At 64.1% G+C, this 18,316-nt stretch carries 13 protein-coding genes; 12 read left to right on the top strand and 1 reads right to left on the bottom strand.

Annotation, left to right across the window (positions count from 1 at the left end):
- The first annotated feature begins 15 nt into the window (after positions 1-15).
- Positions 16-741, top strand: a complete 726-nt coding sequence (locus AC6I6U_RS13415) for a hypothetical protein (RefSeq protein WP_497882401.1) — start codon at positions 16-18, stop codon at positions 739-741.
- A gap of 41 nt (positions 742-782) precedes the next feature.
- Here the strand turns inward: AC6I6U_RS13415 and AC6I6U_RS13410 are convergent, their stop codons facing one another.
- Entirely contained in the window at positions 783-1,442 is a 660-nt protein-coding gene (locus AC6I6U_RS13410; protein ID WP_497882400.1) for an alpha/beta family hydrolase, read from the bottom strand.
- Between the two features lie 183 nt (positions 1,443-1,625).
- On the opposite strand from AC6I6U_RS13410, the gene AC6I6U_RS13405 reads away from it, so the two are divergent.
- The 11 genes from AC6I6U_RS13405 (at position 1,626) to AC6I6U_RS13355 (ending at position 18,285) form a co-directional block, all read left to right on the top strand.
- Positions 1,626-9,062 carry an immunoglobulin-like domain-containing protein gene (locus AC6I6U_RS13405; RefSeq protein ID WP_497882399.1) on the top strand — a complete coding sequence of 2,479 codons (7,437 nt, stop codon included), beginning with the start codon at positions 1,626-1,628 and terminating at the stop codon, positions 9,060-9,062.
- A gap of 214 nt (positions 9,063-9,276) precedes the next feature.
- Complete coding sequence (gene ccoN / locus AC6I6U_RS13400; protein ID WP_497882398.1) at positions 9,277-10,701, top strand: cytochrome-c oxidase, cbb3-type subunit I; 1,425 nt, start codon at positions 9,277-9,279, stop codon at positions 10,699-10,701.
- 10 nt (positions 10,702-10,711) lie between these two features.
- Complete coding sequence (gene ccoO, locus AC6I6U_RS13395; protein ID WP_497882397.1) at positions 10,712-11,320, top strand: cytochrome-c oxidase, cbb3-type subunit II; 609 nt, start codon at positions 10,712-10,714, stop codon at positions 11,318-11,320.
- A 3-nt stretch (positions 11,321-11,323) separates the two neighbouring features.
- Entirely contained in the window at positions 11,324-11,518 is a 195-nt protein-coding gene (locus AC6I6U_RS13390) for a cbb3-type cytochrome oxidase subunit 3 (protein ID WP_275959756.1), read from the top strand.
- Positions 11,515-12,453 (top strand): cytochrome-c oxidase, cbb3-type subunit III, encoded by a 939-nt coding sequence (ccoP, locus tag AC6I6U_RS13385; protein WP_497882396.1) that lies wholly within the window; start codon positions 11,515-11,517, stop codon positions 12,451-12,453. The genes AC6I6U_RS13390 and ccoP (AC6I6U_RS13385) overlap by 4 nt, the downstream gene beginning before the upstream one ends.
- A 334-nt stretch (positions 12,454-12,787) precedes the next feature.
- Positions 12,788-14,230 (top strand): cytochrome-c oxidase, cbb3-type subunit I, encoded by a 1,443-nt coding sequence (gene ccoN / locus AC6I6U_RS13380; RefSeq protein ID WP_497882395.1) that lies wholly within the window; start codon positions 12,788-12,790, stop codon positions 14,228-14,230.
- Positions 14,230-14,838, top strand: a complete 609-nt coding sequence (gene ccoO / locus AC6I6U_RS13375; protein WP_497882394.1) for a cytochrome-c oxidase, cbb3-type subunit II — start codon at positions 14,230-14,232, stop codon at positions 14,836-14,838. Before ccoN (AC6I6U_RS13380) ends, ccoO (AC6I6U_RS13375) begins: the two co-directional genes overlap by 1 nt.
- A gap of 6 nt (positions 14,839-14,844) precedes the next feature.
- Positions 14,845-15,030 carry a CcoQ/FixQ family Cbb3-type cytochrome c oxidase assembly chaperone gene (locus AC6I6U_RS13370; protein ID WP_032831505.1) on the top strand — a complete coding sequence of 62 codons (186 nt, stop codon included), beginning with the start codon at positions 14,845-14,847 and terminating at the stop codon, positions 15,028-15,030.
- Complete coding sequence (ccoP, locus tag AC6I6U_RS13365) at positions 15,027-16,001, top strand: cytochrome-c oxidase, cbb3-type subunit III (protein ID WP_497882393.1); 975 nt, start codon at positions 15,027-15,029, stop codon at positions 15,999-16,001. Before AC6I6U_RS13370 ends, ccoP (AC6I6U_RS13365) begins: the two co-directional genes overlap by 4 nt.
- Before the next feature lie 314 nt (positions 16,002-16,315).
- Positions 16,316-17,731 carry a cytochrome c oxidase accessory protein CcoG gene (ccoG, locus tag AC6I6U_RS13360; protein ID WP_497882392.1) on the top strand — a complete coding sequence of 472 codons (1,416 nt, stop codon included), beginning with the start codon at positions 16,316-16,318 and terminating at the stop codon, positions 17,729-17,731.
- Between the two features lie 14 nt (positions 17,732-17,745).
- On the top strand, positions 17,746-18,285 hold the full coding sequence (locus tag AC6I6U_RS13355) for a FixH family protein (protein ID WP_497882391.1): 540 nt from the start codon (positions 17,746-17,748) through the stop codon (positions 18,283-18,285).
- Positions 18,286-18,316 lie beyond the last annotated feature (31 nt).

Genomic DNA, 18,316 nt, shown 5'->3' with positions numbered 1-18,316 from the left:
CAGGAGACTTCATCCATGTCCGCGAACATCAACCCGCGAAATCTGGATCAACCCGTGATCCTCAGTGCCCATCCCGCCGGCGTCGGCGTCGTCGACGTAGAAGACCCGGCAAAACCCCTGCCTGTGCTGGTCGGCCCGCTGAACCTCAAGCCCAGGGACCGGATCGACCTGTACTGGGGCGAGGGTATCGACCCCGTCAGCCACTACGAACACCCCGAGGACGAACCGCCGATCGATGACTTCGTGACACTGGCGGTGGCGCTCACCCACCTTCATTCAACCAGCGAGCCGGTGCCGGTTCGTTATCGCTTCACGCCCTTTCCCGGCGGCACCCCGCAGGACTCCGACGTCACCCTCATCCAGGTGAAGCTGGAGCCACCCGGCGGCATCGACATCGATCCGGCGACGCCCTACGAAAACGAAGCGCTGTCGGCGCCGACCGTGCAACCGCCGGGGGTGATCGTCAATCCGCAGGGCGTCCGGGTGATCGTTGCGCCGTATGCGCAGATGAGCGAAGACGATCGGATCCGCGTCAGGTGGGGCCCATTGACCCTCGATCACCCGCCCCTCGCCAGCACGGACCTGGACCGCGAAGTGGTGATTGCGATCCCCGCCAGCCTCGTCGCCTCAGCCGGCAATTCCACTGGCCTGCCGGTGCGCTACGAGATCCATGACCGGGTCGGCAACTGGTCGAAGCAGTCGCCCGCCAACCCGGTGGTGGTCAGCCTCGGTTCGTCCTGAACCGCCTTGCGACACCTGCCAACCCGCGGGCACTCGGTGTTTCAGCCGGCATGCCGGGCAATGAACGCCTGCACGTGCAGGGCCGCCGTGTCCAGGTGTTGTTCATGGCTGAAACCACTGGACTTGAGCGGCTTGAGATCATGGTCGGCGGCCGGCAACCAGCAGAGTTCGATCTGCGCCGACAGCGCGTAGGCTTCCACCGCCTGCCGATTGCCCAGGGCATCGCGCTCGCCCTGGACGATCAGGGTCGGCGTGGCGAGATCGGCCAGATGCGCCACCCGCGGTTTCTCCGGTTTGCCTGCGGCATAGAAGGGGTAGCCCAGGCAGACCAGGCCCCGTGCCCCGAGCTCGTCGGCCAGCAGACTGGCCATGCGCCCGCCCATCGACTTGCCACCGATGAACAGCGGCCCGCGGGCCTGATGCCTGGCCTCCTGGAAAACCTCGCGCCAGCACTCCAGCAGCCGAGCCTGCGGATTCGGCGGGCGCTTGCCTCCGTCCACGCGCCGCTGAGCCATGTAGGGGAATTCGAAACGCAACACGTCGATCCCCTGCTTAGCCAGGCGAGCGGCCATGTGGTTCATGAAATCGCTGTCCATCGGCGCTCCGGCGCCGTGAGCCAGGATCAGCGTCGGTACCACCCCGCCGGCCTCTGCCGTGTCATGCAGCCAACCCTGCCGGCCTGTTCCTGCCTGCCCGTCCATCTCGCTCCTCACTGTTCAATTCACTCGATCCGATCTACCCGGCCAGCCCGCGACCTAGATATGTAACGCCTCGCCAACGAGGTCTTTTTCGAGAATGACCGCACAGCTTCCGACAACTCAGAAGCCTCGGGCCGCCGCCCCTGGGACGGCCACCCGCCTTCATTTTGCCAAACGGGTAATGTCATGACCTCAGAACCGTCGCACAGCGATTCCCGCGCTAGCGTTTCGCCCCCTGCGTCGCCCACCGTCGGCGCAGCCTTCACCAGCCTCGATGCCGCCATGCTCGACGCACGGGCCCGATGCAACGCACTGCGGGCCACCTACCAAGCCTCGCAATTCAGCACCGATATCCGCTTCAGGGGGATTCTCACACGGGACCCACAGGGCATGTTCCACGCCAGTCCCCCGCAAGAGTTCATGGCCCGCGAGGGTAACACGGGCACGCCATGGCCCGCGCCAGACAGCGAAGCGCCCGAGGGGCATAGGGTTGCCGGTGGCTATGTGTCCTACAGCTCCCGCCCGGTCGCCGCCGGCCCGTCCCGCGACGAACAGGTACAAACGGCACTGGGCTCGGGCTTTGCCGACAAGATCGGCTACCTGTATCCGGCGCTGGCCCAGCGCTCGTTGTTCGGAACGTTCTACCTGGCGGTGGACGATACCCTGCTGCTGCGCTACGTCTCCAGTGATTCGAAGGCCGAGCAGGAACTGAGGGCGGGCCTGGAAGCGCCCTCGGCCATGCTCGGCAACCTGCTGCAACTGCCGGCGCCACTGCTCGCGGCCTTGAAGAGCCGCACACTGACACCACTGGCACTGATTCACCTGGTGGCCGCGGCTGGCGAGTTGTCGATCATCGACACGGATGCCTTCTGGGGGCCGGTGCAACGTATCGATGCGGCCTGGAAACCGGTCGACGCCGCCGTCAGGATCGCCAAGGCGCGCCTGGACAGCCCCGCCGTCGCCCTGAGCCGGACCTTCTCCAGCCTGGATGAGGCCGTGCGCCATGTACATGGCCAGGTCGGTTTCAAGGGCTTGTACCGGCAACAGTCGCTCCTCGTGAAGAACTCGCTCAAGGATGAATTCGCCGGCACGGAGCCCGTGGCCGCCAGCACCTCGCTGTTCGAGCCCATTGACCTGCGGCAGCTAGCGCCGGCCGTGGTGCCGGTCGGTCTCTACGCCCAGGCCGACCTGCTGCCTGGACACTCGCCCCCGAGGGAAAACTGGCTCTATGAAAACACCCTGCGCCCGCATGACCTGCTCGCCGGCCTCGACCAGGCCCGACGCCTGCGCAAGCCGGGAGCATTGCCGTTGCCGTTGCCGTTGTTCCTCGGCACCGCCGACGGGGCCCTGCTGAGCTACCAGTCGCGCGACAGCGAACTGGAGGAAGTACTGTTTCCTTCGCACGGGGACTGGCAGGAACGCGCCGAGCGCTTTCAACAGGAACTGCTCGACGGGGTACTGGCGACATCGCAATGGGTCCGCCGACTGGCCGAGGCCGGGACCCTGCGGGTCCTGATCGGCAGTCGCCTGTGGAATCGGCTGGGTATCGTCTCGGCCGACACCTGGGCGCCTTTCGCCGATATCCCCGTCCCGCAGCTTGGCCCCGCGTTTCTATCCGCCGACGACGCCGCACGCCACGCCCAGGAAATCACCCTGGGCGGCCGCGCCCAGCAGTTGGGCGGACTGATCTTCCAGCGCGACGACCAGAGCTTCGTGGCTACCCGCCCGCAAGCCACCCAGGATAAGCAGTTCGACGCCAGCCAGCTCTATCCCACCACGGCAACCGGCCTGTCGGCCTTCCCCGCCGGACACCGGCTGTACGCCGTGTATCGCTCCAACATCAACCTGAGGGAGGTCAGCCGCTCCGGCTCACTGGCGAATCTGCCCGAGGACGAATTCCGCCTGGCCCACCGCAGCATCACCGGCCAGGAAGTGCTGGCCACCCTCGCCGGCCGCTCCACCGGCCTGCAAGCCTTCTATGTGCTGATGAGCGACCTCAACCTGATCAAGTACATGCCCAGCGACAGCCGCGCGGAGGACGAACTGGTCATTCGCCTGCTGCCCAAGGCCCGCTCGGGCCGCAGCGCCATCGACGAACAGCTGGACAATGGCGAGCTGCTGCCCAGCGACTTCATCAAGCTGCTGGCCCAGGCCCAGGGCCTGCACCTGGTCCGGGGTGATCGTTACTGGGGCGCGCCTGGCAAGCTGCCGGCGCAGTGGAGTCCCTATCCGATCACCCAGCCGGCCTTCCAGCCTGCGCCGACCCTGGGGCCGCTGTTCGACACCCTGGAAGCCGCCGCAGGCCATGCCCACCAACGCCTGGTGGGCAAACACCAGGAGCAGCGGGTCAGCTTCATCCTCAAGCATCGACAACTGGCGCGTTATGTCGCTTGCGAGCCACTCAAGGCAAGCCACCCGACATTCGCCCCGGCATCGGCCTTCGGTACCGACGCCGACGGCAACCCGCGACTGCCCGGCGATTTCGAGCTGGCGGCCATCAGCTATAGCGCGGCACTGTATCCAACGCCGCTGCCCACTGGCGACAGCTGGCAATACCGCAACGGTTTCACGCCGACCGACCTGGCCGCCGCACTGCCCTACCTGCGCCCGGATGCTTCGCCGGACGCGGCCCTGCCGCTGTACCTCAGTACCCACGAGGGCGCCCTGCTCAAGTACCAGTCGCGCGACACCCAGGCCGACGATCTGCTGCTCAAGCGCCAGGGTAGCCAACCCAGCCTCGGTGAACAGGTCACACTGGGCAATCTGGAGGCCAGGTATTTCGTCCATGGGCTGGCCCGCGCCGGCGCCCTGAGCGTACTGCAGACCAGCGAGATATGGGACCGGCCGGGCACCGTCAGCGACAGCTGGCAGCCGTACCAGCACTTCCAGCGCCGCCTGCTGGGGCCGCTGTTTGCTCGCGCCGATGACGCGGCGCGCCATGCCCATGGGCAGATTCCCAAGCGCTATGACCAAATCCATGGTGGCCTGGTCCTGCAGCGACCGGACGGCCTGTTCGTTGCCACCGAACCGTGGCCATCGCCAACCGCAACCTTCGATCACACGCTGATCTTTCCCGCTGCGATCAGGGAGGCGTTCTTCCCGGAACACCACAGCATCGTCGGCATCTATCACTCGCGCCTGGGCACGTCCGATATCCACCTGCCCGAAGACGAGGCCGAACTGAACGACAACCTGTTTCCTACCTGGGCCATCCACCAGGCGATCCAGGAGCGCAGCACCATTCGCTATCGCTACTTCTCGGGCAGCGACGGCTCGCTGACTCGCTACACCGCCAGCGGCTCGGCCCATGAACAGGTGCTGTTCAAGCAACTGGCGCCTCCCGTCGAGCACCCGTTGCAGGTGATGGACAATACGCTGCAACGCCGGATCGGCAGCGGCAGGAGCGAAGACAAGGGCATACTCGCCAGCTATGCCCGCGACCTGTTGCAGGCCGGCGAATTGCTGGTGCTGGTGCCGAGTGCCATCTGGGTACACAAGGGCGTGGTCTCCAGCCTTGACGCCACGGCCGACGGTTTCAGGTCAGGCAACGGCCGCCCGATTGCCAACCATGGATATACCACGGCCTTCCCGGAACTGGGCCCGGTCCATATCGACGCCCAGGACGCCCTGCGCCACGCCCTGGCGCCGCTACGGCAACGCAGCGATACGCTGTTCGGTTTCATCTTCAGGAAGACCGGCCGCGAAGAATATGTAGCGACCACCGCCGTCGCCGACGAAGGTTCCCGGTTCAACCGCTATCGGGTGTTTCCGGAACATGTCGACCTGTTCAAAATGATCGCCCAGGGCTACGACTTCGCCGGAGTCTATGTCGCCCCGGCCCGGTCCGGCCCGACCCGGCTGCAGGACGACCCGTTGTACCGGAACTTCATCGGTGCCCGGGATTTCGCCCACCTGATCGCCACTGCCCGTGGCGTCTGTCCGGTATCGCAGACGCCCGGCCTGGAGTCGAGCGTCAATCTGTACCTGTCCAGTGCCGATGGCGCTTTGCTCCAGTACCAGGTCGAGCTGTTTCCCACGAAGGACGAAACCGCCGAGGGCGCGATATTCGCCGGCGACGGTATCGCCACCCAAGACCAGTTGGAAAATGGCAGCCTGACGCCACTGGCCTATCTGCGCCAGGTCGCAGCCTCGGGCAAGCTGCAGGTGCTGCACGGCGGCAGCTTCTGGTCGACACGGGGGCCGATCACCGCGCACTGGGACCCGGCAGGGACGGCAGCCGTGGTGCTGGAGCGCTACGAGGTCGGCCCATTGTTCAATCATGCCGATGACGCCGCGCGCCACAGCCACCAGCGGATCAACCGTCGTCATGACCAACTGCTGGTCAATGCCATCTACCGGCGCCAGGACAATCACAGCTATGCGAGCCTCGAACCCTTCAGCCATGACCAGGCGGTCAAGGTCACCCGTGCCATCGACGCGACCAGCACCCAGGAGCTGGAGCAGGAACGCCTGGCACTGACCTTCGACGCCACCTACGACTTGTACGGCCTGCACACCGCCCATGCCACGGGCCCGGCCTATCAGGACAACGGCCGCCTGGCGGCACCGGATTTCTTTTCCAGCACCTCGATCTGCTTCGTCACCCAGACTCTGGCACAACAGCAGATCTACCTTAGCGGGCTCTATCTGTCCGCCGCCGACGGGGCGCTGCTCAAATACACCCCGCGTGCCTCCGAGGCGCAACGCCAGTTGTGCAGCAACGGTGCGCTACCGCAGCAGGCCACCTCGCCGGACCACCAGGTACTCGAACTGGCCGACGCCGCCTTCATCCGGAAAGTCGCCGCCACCGGCAACCTGAGTGTCCTGCTCGGCAGTACGCAATGGCTGCGCCCTGGCCCGGTGGACAGCACCTGGACGCCGGCGACAGTTGCCAGCCTGCGCCGACCAAGAGCCGCACGGGCCCTGGCCCCACCGCTGGTCAACAGCTTCCACGACCTGGGCGTGGGAGCGACCGATGTGATCGATCCGCAACGCGCCCTGCCGGTATTGGTCGGGCCCCTGCAACTGCAGCCCAGGGACCAGATAGCCTTGTACTGGGGCGAGCATCCCGAGCCCGTCGCCACCTATACCCACCAGAACAATACCCCGGTCACGGGTCATATCACCCTGAAGGTCGAAACCCGCTGGATCGCCTCGGGCATGACCAGGGTCCGTTATGTCCTCACCCCTTTCCCCGGTGGAGAACCGGAGGAGGCGGAAAAAACCATCCGGGTCAAACTGGACGTTCCGGGCGCTCCGGATCGCTCGTGCAAGACCGACAACGGTGGCACGGTCTGCGAGAACGACAAGCTCGAACTGCCGCAGATCCTGCCTCCCGGCGTGATCGAAGACTCGGAAGGCGTCAGCGTGGTGGTCAAGCGTTATCCGAACATGGCGCCGGGCGACCGCATCACCGTGTCCTGGCATGGTCGCCACGTCCGCCATCCGCAACTGCCGGAGCCAAGCGATGAAGTGGTGATTCCCATCGATCCGGCCATCATCAACGATGCAGGCAACTCCGACTCGATCATCGTGCGCTACGAGATTCGCGACGCGGTCGACAACTGGTCGCAATGGTCACGTCCGGCCATCATCGAAGTCGGCATCGGCGATCCGTCGCTGCAGGCACCCGTTGTGCCGCGGGCCCAGGGCATGATGCTGAACCTGGACGAACTCGGCGGCGCCGACGTCCAGGTGCTGGTACTGCGCTACGAGGGGATGAGCAGCCTGCACAACCTACGCCTGGTGGTCGAGCGCGAGGACGCCGAGGGCAAGCCACTGGAACCCTATACCCACACCAGCCCCGGTCATGACACGGCCCCCTTCGTCTCCTTCCTGGTGCCGAACCAACAGTTCATTGCCATCCTCCAGGGCCAGGCGCGCTTCTATTATTTCGTCGAGGTGGCGGAGCAACCGACTCGACGCTCCAAGAGCCTGCCCCTGCGCATCACCGGCCAGGCCCGGATTCTCAAGGCGCCACGAGTGCCGCTCGCCGAGCAGAACGGCAACGTGCTGGACCCGGCTTTTCGCAAGGTGATTACCCATGTCGAGCCCTACGCGTTCATGGCGGCCAACCAGCAGGTCAGGCTGGTCTGGCTCGGCAAGATGGCCAATGGCGACGAAGTGCCCCATGACCAGACTGTCACCCTGCGCGAAGACGAAATCGGCAAGGATCTCCTGTTCCTGATTCCCGATGACAAGGTCAGCGTACTTGGCGGCGGCTCCGTCACCCTGCACTATGAGGTCACCACCACCGCCGGCGACACCCTGGCCTCGCTGGCCCTGCACTTGCCGGTCAGCACCGGCGCCCTCGACCTGCCCCGGCCGCAGGTGCGCGAGGCCTTCGACACCCTGCTGCTGCCGGAACTGGCCTTGCGCGGTGCCACGATTGACGTGCGTTATGCCGACATGCGCCAGAGCGACAGCGTCCAGGCCTACTGGCGCGGGACACCCGGCAGCGGAACGCCGACGCTGCCCGCCCAGCCGGGCAGCCCCGAGGGGAGCCTGGCGTTTTTCACCGACCACGCCGCCGTCAGCGCCAATATCGGCAAGCGCGTGGACGTCGGTTATGTCGTCACTCGGGGCAGCGTCCTGTCACCCGCCGAGATCCTCCCTCTGGACGTGCTGCCCATCGCCCAGGAAAAACTGCCGGTGCCGTTCGTGCGCCAGGCCCCGGACAATCGGATACTGGACCTCAACACCTTCGCCACCGACGCCAACGTCGAAATCCGGAAATGGCCACACATCCAGGTTGGCCAACGGATCTGGCTGCACGTCGCCGGCACTCGCGCCAACGGTACGCGCTACCACTTCACGCTGTGGAGCGCGGAGGCCGTCACCAGCATCGCCGATGTCATCGATGGCGCGCTGCCACGAGTCGATCTCGACAGCCTGAAAGACCTGAGCGGCCTGACGCTGACCTTCAAGGTGAGCTTCGACGGCAGCCTCGACGAAACGACGGCACTGGTGTTCCCCCGGTTGATCCTCACCGTGCGTGCCAAGACGCGAGTGCCCGAACTGGTGCTCGATACCAGCCCGGTCGACCTGCGCGGCCAGATCTTCCTGATTCCCTGCCGCCCCCAGGTCCTGCCGGAATTCGGTCCGGGCACCTCGCTCAAGCGGGTCGCCAGCGGTGGAGTCCCCGGCTACACCTACAGCAGCGAAAACCCGCAGGTCGCGGCTGTCGACCAGCAGGGTCGGGTGACGGTCCGCAGCAATGGCAGCACCCATATCGTGGTTCGCGACAAGGTCGGGCAGTTCAAGAAGTACCGGGTCAACGTCCATGGCGTGCTGCTGTGCTACGACCTGGGCGTCGGCAACAGTGACAGGACCGCCCAGCGCGCCACGACCAAAGGGCTGCGCTTGCCGGGTATCGATGAGCTCAAGCGCATCCGCAAACTCTATGGCAGCCGCTGGCCCCTGCAGCCCGCCACGGAGAAGTTCACCTGGTCGATGACCCCCAAGACCGGTTCGCTGGGCCTCATCCTGCTGGTACTGGAAATGAACAAGCCGGATGCACCGGAAACCACCCACCCAGGACTCACCGTCGACCTTGGCCTGGTGACCCTGACCCACCATGCCTCGGGCCTGGGCATCGGCACGCAATTGCTGCCCTGCCACTGATCGTCCGCACCGGGCGCTGCCGGCGATGGCCGGGCGGCGCCCACTTTCCCTGCACGAAACGGGCTCATGGAGGAGCCCATTGACCCCCGTCAATACCCGCCACTGGCTATTTGCCCATGCTTGGCGTGCTTTAGTCTGCCTATAACTCCGGGCCGGACATGCAGGCCGCCTGGCAGGCCGTCTGCGCGTTGGCCCGAACCGTGGATGGGGAACCATGAACACTTCAATCAGTACCGCCTACAACTACCGGGTGGTCCGCCAATTCGCCATTATGACGGTGGTGTGGGGCATCGTCGGCATGGGGCTCGGGGTTTTCCTCGCCGCCCAATTGGTCTGGCCCGAACTCAACTTCAACCTGCCGTGGACCAGCTTCGGCCGCCTGCGCCCGCTGCACACCAACGCAGTGATCTTCGCCTTCGGCGGCTGCGCACTGTTCGCCAGCTCGTACTACTCGGTACAGCGCACCTGCCAGACCCAACTGTTCTCGCCCAAGGTGGCGGCGTTCACCTTCTGGGGCTGGCAACTGGTGATCGTGCTGGCGGCCATCAGCCTGCCGCTGGGCTACACCAGCTCCAAGGAATACGCCGAACTGGAATGGCCGATCGACATCCTGATCGCCATCGTCTGGGTCGCCTACGCCTATGTGTTCTTCGGCACGGTGATGAAGCGCACCACCAAGCACATCTATGTCGGCAACTGGTTCTTCGGCGGGTTCATCCTCACCGTGGCGATCCTGCATATCGTCAACAACCTGGAAATCCCGGTCAGCCTGAGCAAGTCCTACTCGCTGTACGCCGGCGCCACCGATGCCATGGTGCAGTGGTGGTACGGGCACAACGCCGTGGGCTTCTTCCTGACCGCCGGCTTCCTCGGGATGATGTACTACTTCGTGCCGAAACAGGCCGAACGCCCGGTGTATTCCTATCGCCTGTCCATCGTCCACTTCTGGGCGCTGATCACCCTGTACATCTGGGCAGGCCCGCACCACCTGCACTACACCGCCCTGCCGGACTGGGCCCAGTCGCTGGGCATGGTGATGTCGCTGATCCTGCTGGCACCGAGCTGGGGCGGCATGATCAACGGCATGATGACCCTCTCGGGCGCCTGGCATAAGCTGCGCAGCGACCCGATCCTGCGCTTCCTGGTGGTATCCCTGGCGTTCTACGGCATGTCGACCTTCGAAGGCCCGATGATGGCGATCAAGACCGTCAACGCCCTCTCCCACTACACCGACTGGACCATCGGCCACGTTCACGCCGGCGCCCTCGGCTGGGTGGCGATGATCTCCATCGGCGCGCTGTACCACATGATCCCGAAAGTCTTCGGCCGCGAGCAGATGCACAGCATCGGCCTGATCAACGCGCACTTCTGGCTCGCCACCATCGGCACCGTGCTCTACATCGCCTCGATGTGGGTGAACGGCATCGCCCAGGGCCTGATGTGGCGCGCGGTCAACGAAGACGGCACGCTGACCTACTCCTTCGTCGAAACCCTGGTGGCCAGCCACCCCGGCTTCGTCGTGCGGCTGATCGGCGGCGCCATCTTCCTCAGCGGCATGCTGCTGATGGCCTACAACACCTGGCGCACCGTGCGCGGCGCAGTACCTGCCACCGTCACCGCCAACGCGCAGATGGCCTGAGGAGTTCGCCATGAAACACGAAGTGATCGAAAAGAACGTCGGCCTGTTGATGCTGCTGATGATCTTCGCCGTCAGCATCGGCGGCCTGACCCAGATCGTCCCGCTGTTCTTCCAGGACGTCACCAACAAGCCGGTCGAAGGCATGAAGCCCTACACCGCGCTGCAACTGGAAGGTCGCGACATCTACATCCGCGAAGGCTGCGTCGGTTGCCACTCGCAGATGATCCGGCCGTTCCGTGCCGAGACCGAACGCTACGGGCACTACTCGGTGGCCGGTGAAAGCGTCTGGGACCACCCGTTCCTGTGGGGTTCCAAGCGCACCGGTCCGGACCTGGCACGGGTCGGCGCCCGCTACTCGGACGACTGGCACCGCGCGCACCTGTACAACCCGCGCAACGTGGTCCCGGAATCGAAGATGCCGGCCTATCCATGGCTGGTCGCCAATGCCCTGGACAGCAGCCACACCGAAACCAAGCTGCGCGCCATGCGCACCCTGGGCGTGCCCTACACCGACGACGACATCGCCGGCGCCGTGGCCAGCCTCAAGGGCAAGAGCGAAATGGACGCGCTGGTCGCCTACCTGCAGGTGCTCGGCACCGCGATCAAGAGCAAGAGGTGAGCCATGGAGATGAGTAGCGGAATGATCCGCGGCCTCGGCACCCTGGTGGTGATGATCGCCTTCGTCGGCCTCGCCATCTGGGTGTTCAACGCCAAGCGCAATCCGGAGTTCGCCCAGGCGCGCATGTTGCCGTTCGCCGACGATCCATTGCCCGAAACACCTGAACAAGACCCTGCCACAAGGAGCAATCGGCCATGACCACCTTCTGGAGTACGTACATCTGCGTACTGACCATCGGCAGCCTGATCGGCCTGACCTGGCTGCTGATCGGCACGCGCAAGGGCGAGACCAAGGGCAGCGTCGACCAGACCATGGGCCACAGCTTCGACGGCATCGAGGAGTATGACAATCCGCTGCCGCAGTGGTGGTTCATGCTGTTCGCCGGGACTCTGGTGTTCTCCGTCGGCTATCTGGTCCTTTACCCCGGCCTGGGCAACTGGAAAGGCATCCTGCCCGGTTACGAGAACGGCTGGACCGGCGTTCACGAGTGGGAAAAGGAAATGGACAAGGCCGACGCCAGGTTCGGCCCGATCTTCGCCAAGTTCGCGGCGATGCCCGTGGAAGAAGTGGCCAAGGACCCACAGGCGCTGAAAATGGGCGGACGCCTGTTCGCCTCCAACTGCGCCGTTTGCCACGGTTCGGACGCCAAGGGCGCCTATGGCTTCCCGAACCTGGCCGATGACAGCTGGCGCTGGGGCGGCAGTGCCGACACGATCAAGGCCACCATCATGGGAGGGCGCATCGCGGCCATGCCGGCCTGGGGCGAAATCCTCGGCGAGGATGGCGTGCGCAACGTCGCCGCCTACGTGCGTCACGGCCTGGGCAAACTGCCCCTGCCAGAAGGCAACGGTGCCGACCTCGCCGCCGGCCAGCAGACCTTCAACACCAACTGCGTCGCCTGCCACGGTGCCACCGGCCAGGGCACCCAGGCCATGGGCGCACCCGACCTGACCACGCCTGCCGCATTCATCTACGGCACCAGCCTGGCGCAATTGCAGCAGACCATCCGCCACGGTCGCCAGGGCCATATGCCAGCCCAGAGCGAACTGCTCGGCAACGATAAGGTGCAGTTGTTGGCCGCCTACGTGTACAGCCTCTCCCATGGCAGTCAAGGAGAAAACAAAGCTCAATAAATACCGGATATTTCCTGCCGCATCGATCAGGATGCGGCAGTTCCCCGCCACTACGCGACCGAGTGTCGCACCTCCCTTTCAGTCCGCCTACCCACTCCCGGGAATCGGTACTAAGCTTTCCAAACCTCGATCAATCCGCAACCCCTCGCCAACCGCTAGGCCACGGTTTTCGCGAGGGCGCGTTTTGACCCTACACCGAGCATGGAAAGGCCGCAGAATCAGCGTCGCACGGTATTGACCCAGGTCATGGCGCGTTGCAATGACCCTACTCTTTATCCATACTTGCGGCCGATTTTCACCCCTAATAACTATATCCAAACCGTGGAACCTTAGAATGAGCACAGCAATAAGTCAGACGGCTTATAACTATAAGGTAGTCCGCCAGTTCGCCATCATGACGGTGGTCTGGGGGATCCTGGGCATGGGGCTCGGTGTATTCATTGCCTCTCAACTGGTCTGGCCGGAGCTGAATTTCGGTCTGCCGTGGACGAGTTTTGGACGCCTGCGCCCACTGCACACCAACCTGGTGATTTTCGCCTTCGGTGGTTGTGCGCTGTTTGCCACTTCCTACTACGTCGTGCAGCGTACCTGCCAGGTACGACTGATCTCCGACAGCCTCGCAGCCTTCCACTTCTGGGGTTGGCAAGCGGTGATCATCGGCGCCCTGGTCACCCTGCCGCTGGGCTACACCACCACCAAGGAATACGCCGAACTCGAATGGCCGCTGGCCATCCTGCTGGCCATCGTCTGGGTGGTCTATGCCCTGGTGTTCTTCGGCACCATCGTCAAGCGCAAGACCAAGCACATCTATGTCGGCAACTGGTTCTACGGCGCCTTCATCGTCGTCACCGCGATGCTGCACATCGTCAACCACGCCTCGCTGCCGGTGAGCTTCTTCAAGTCCTACTCGGCCTACTCGGGTGCGACCGACGCGATGATCCAGTGGTGGTACGGGCATAACGCAGTGGGCTTCTTCCTCACCACCGGTTTCCTCGGGATGATGTACTACTTCGTGCCGAAACAGGCCGAACGCCCGATCTACTCCTATCGCCTGTCCATCGTCCACTTCTGGGCACTGATCACCCTGTACATCTGGGCCGGCCCCCACCACCTGCACTACACCGCCCTGCCGGACTGGGCCCAGTCGCTGGGCATGGCCATGTCGATCATCCTGCTGGCGCCAAGCTGGGGTGGCATGATCAATGGCATGATGACTCTCTCGGGCGCCTGGCATAAGCTGCGCACCGACCCGATCCTGCGCTTTTTGGTGGTGTCCCTGGCGTTCTACGGCATGTCGACCTTCGAAGGCCCGATGATGGCGATCAAGACCGTCAACTCGCTCTCGCACTACACCGACTGGACCATCGGCCACGTCCACGCCGGCGCCCTCGGCTGGGTGGCGATGATTTCCATCGGCGCGGTCTACCACATGATTCCGAAGCTGTTCGGTCGTGACCAGATGCACAGTGTCGGCCTGATCAACGCGCACTTCTGGCTCGCCACCATCGGCACCGTGCTCTACATCGCCTCGATGTGGGTCAACGGCATCACCCAGGGCCTGATGTGGCGCGCGATCAACGACGACGGCACGCTGACTTACTCCTTCGTCGAAGCGCTGCAAGCCAGTCACCCCGGCTTCATCGTTCGCGCACTGGGCGGGGCGTTCTTCGCCAGCGGCATGCTGCTGATGGCGTACAACACCTTCCGTACCGTTCGCGCCTCGAACCCGGCTGAAGCTGAAGCCGCCGCTCAGATCGCTGTCGTTGGAGCCCACTGATGAAGCACGAAGTAGTCGAGAAGAATATCGGCCTGCTGGCCTTCTTCATGGTCATCGCCGTGAGCATCGGCGGCCTGACCCAGATCGTCCCGCTGTTCTTCCAGGACGTCACCAACAAGCCGGTCGAAGGCATGAAACCCCGCACCGCGCTGGAACTGGAAGGCCGCGACATCTACATCGCCAACGGTTGTGTCGGCTGCCATTCGCAGATGATCCGGCCGTTCCGCGCCGAGACCGAACGCTACGGGCACTACTCGGTGGCCGGTGAAAGCGTCTGGGACCACCCGTTCCTGTGGGGTTCCAAGCGTACCGGGCCGGACCTGGCCCGTGTCGGCGGGCGTTACTCCGATGACTGGCACCGGGCGCACCTGTACAACCCGCGCAACGTGGTGCCCGAGTCGAAAATGCCGGCGTACCCGTTCCTCGTGGAAAACAAGCTCGACGGCAAGGACACCGCGAAGAAAATGGAAGTCCTGCGCACGCTCGGCGTGCCCTACACCGACGAAGACATCGCCGGTGCCAGGGATGCCGTGAAGGGCAAGACCGAAATGGACGCACTGGTGGCCTACCTGCAAGGCCTTGGCACCATCATCAAAAGCAAACGGTGATTGTTCATGGATATCGGGATGATTCGTGGCCTGGGCACCGTCGTGGTGATGGTGGCCTTTGTCGGCCTGGCCTTGTGGGTGTTCAGCCCCAAGCGCAAGTCGGAGTTTGAAGACGCGACCTTGCTGCCTTTCGCGGACGATCCCGAAGCCATCAAGCACGTCGAGCAAGCTTCTAGGAGTAACAAAGAATGACTACGTTCTGGAGTCTGTACGTCACAGTCCTCAGTCTGGGTACCATCTTCGCGCTGACCTGGCTGCTGCTGTCGACCCGCAAGGGCCAGCGCGCCGAGCAGACCGACGAAACCGTCGGCCATTCCTTCGACGGGATCGAGGAGTACGACAACCCGCTGCCGAAGTGGTGGTTCATGCTGTTCGTCGGCACCATCGTCTTCGCCCTCGGCTACCTGGTGCTCTACCCGGGCCTGGGCAACTGGAAAGGCGTGTTGCCAGGCTACAACTACCTCGACAACGAGAAGCAGACCCCCTTCGCCAACGGCCAGGCCGGCTGGACCGGCGTACACGAGTGGGAAAAGGAAATGGCCCGGTCGGAAGCCAAGTTCGGGCCGATCTTCGCCAAATATGCCGCCATGCCAATCGAAGAGGTGGCCAAGGACCCGAAAGCCTTGAAGATGGGTGGCCGGCTGTTCGCCTCCAACTGCTCGGTGTGCCACGGTTCCGACGCCAAGGGGGCCTACGGCTTCCCTAACCTGACCGACGAAGACTGGCGCTGGGGCGGTGACCCGCAGACCATCAAGCAGACCATCATGGGCGGTCGCCATGCGGTCATGCCGGCCTGGGCCGAGGTGATCGGCGAACAGGGCGTGGCCGACGTCGCCGCCTTCGTGCTGACCAACCTCGACGGGCGCAAGCTGCCGGAAGGCACCAAGGCCGACCCGGCCAATGGCCAGAAGCTGTTCGCCACCAACTGCGTGGCCTGCCACGGGCCGGAGGGCAAGGGCACCCCGGCCATGGGTGCGCCGAACCTGACGCACCCGGCCGCGTTCATCTACGGTTCGAGCTTCGCACAACTGCAGCAGACCATCCGTTACGGCCGCCAGGGCCAGATGCCTGCCCAGGAGCAGACCCAGGGCAACGACAAGGTCCACTTGCTGGCCGCCTACGTCTACAGCCTGTCCCACGGTAACGACAAGCCCGCCGAATAAGCCCCGGATTGCCGCGCCCTCCAAGGCCCCGCCCGTGCAGACTGGCGGGGCCTTGTTCATTGCGGCGCGCCCGCAAAACCGCTGGAATCGCCCGGTTCCATCCACGGGTTTGACCTATAGTCAATTGATCTGCGTCACCCTTTGTTACATTCGCTACACCATTCCAGGCCTTCACCCAACGCGACCAAAGGTCGCACCCGATGAGCCGGACCAGAGGCGTATCATTGGGCCACTGCAGTAAGCTTCAACCAGCTATCCGATCACGGTCGGCATGTACTGACCGAGACATTTTCCCCCTGCCGTGGGATGCAATGATGAGCAATCAGATTCCGGTACACGACGTTACTCCGCCTGCCAAGAAACAGAGCAACACTGTCGACCTCTACGCCTCACGCGAAAAAATCTACACCCGTGCCTTCACCGGCCTGTTCCGCAACCTGCGGATGGCGGGCGGCGCCCTGCTGTTCCTGCTCTACTTCGGCACCGTCTGGCTGGACTGGGGCGGGCACCAGGCAGTCTGGTGGAACCTGCCGGAGCGCAAGTTCTTCATCTTCGGCGCGACCTTCTGGCCGCAGGACTTCATCCTGCTCTCGGGCATGCTGATCATCGCCGCCTTCGGCCTGTTCTTCATCACCGTCTACGCCGGGCGCATCTGGTGCGGCTACACCTGTCCGCAGAGCGTCTGGACCTGGATTTTCATGTGGTGCGAGAAAGTTACCGAAGGCGACCGCAACCAGCGCATCAAGCTCGACAAGGCGCCGATGAGCGCGAACAAGTTCCTGCGCAAGTTCAGCAAGCACAGCCTGTGGCTGCTGATCGGCTTCGCCACCGGCATGACCTTCGTCGGCTACTTCTCGCCGATCCGCGAACTGGTGATCGAGTTTTTCACCGGCCAGGCCGATGGCTGGTCGTATTTCTGGGTCGGGTTCTTCACCCTGGCCACCTACGGCAACGCCGGCTGGCTGCGTGAGCAGGTGTGCATCTACATGTGTCCCTATGCCCGTTTCCAGAGCGTGATGTTCGACAAGGACACGCTGATCGTCTCCTACGACCCGCGTCGTGGCGAGAGCCGTGGCCCGCGCAAGAAAGGCGCGGACTACAAGGCCCAGGGCCTCGGTGACTGCATCGACTGCACGATGTGCGTGCAGGTCTGCCCGACCGGCATCGATATCCGCGATGGCCTGCAGGTCGAGTGCATCGGCTGCGCCGCCTGCATCGACGCCTGCGACAGCATCATGGACAAGATGGAGTACCCACGCGGCCTGATCAGCTACACCACCGAACACAACCTGTCCGGGCAGAAGACCCACATGCTGCGCCCTCGGTTGATTGGCTATGCGGTGGTACTGCTGGCAATGATCAGCCTGCTGGTTACCGCATTCTTCATGCGTTCGCTGGTCGGCTTCGACGTCAGCAAGGACCGCGTGCTCTACCGCGAGAACGCCGAGGGCCGGATCGAAAACGTCTACAGCCTGAAGATCATGAACAAGGACCAGCGCGACCACACCTACGTGCTCGACGCCGCTGGCCTGCCGGACCTGCGCCTGCAGGGGCGGCGCGAAATCCGCGTGGCGGCCGGGGAGATCTTCAGCATGCCGGTCGAACTGTCCAGCGCTCCCGAACAACTGCCGTCAAGCACCAACGAGGTGAAGTTCATCCTCAAGGATGCCGATGACGACAGTGTCCATATCGAAGCCAAGAGCCGGTTCATCGGCCCGCAAATCCGCTAGGGGAATCCACGATAATGTCCGTCGCAACTGCCACCAGTCCCTGGTACAAGCACCTCTGGCCCTGGATCATCATCGGTATCCTGGCCTGCTCGGTGACCCTGACCCTGTCGATGGTGACCATCGCGGTGAAGAACCCGGACAACCTGGTCAACGACAACTACTACGAGGCCGGCAAGGGCATCAACCGTTCGCTGGACCGCGAGTTGCGCGCCCAGTCGCTGAAGATGCGCGCCAACGTGCACTTCGACGAAGTGACCGGTGAAGTCGACCTGCGCCTGAGCGGTGACAGCAATCCTGCAACCCTGGAGTTGAACCTGATCTCGCCGACCCAACCGGAAAAGGATCGCAGGATCAGCCTCAACCGCAGCCAGACCGAACAGGGCCGCTACATCGGCCAGTTGAGCGACCGGATCGAAGGCCGGCGCTTCGTCGAGCTGCTGGGTACCCAGGCCGACAAGACCTGGCGCCTGTTCGAGGAAGAGCAGGTCAGCCAGGATCGCGACCTGCTGCTGGGCGACGAACCGCTCAAGGGTGCCGAAGACCTCGACAACTGAGAGTAGCGAGTCGGTTGCTGTAGCGCTTCTG

It is taken from the genome of Pseudomonas sp. UTLPPB19802, assembly GCF_059730225.1.
The sequence above is the reverse complement of the archived record's forward strand: the minus strand, read 5'-3'. Positions and strand labels throughout refer to the sequence as shown.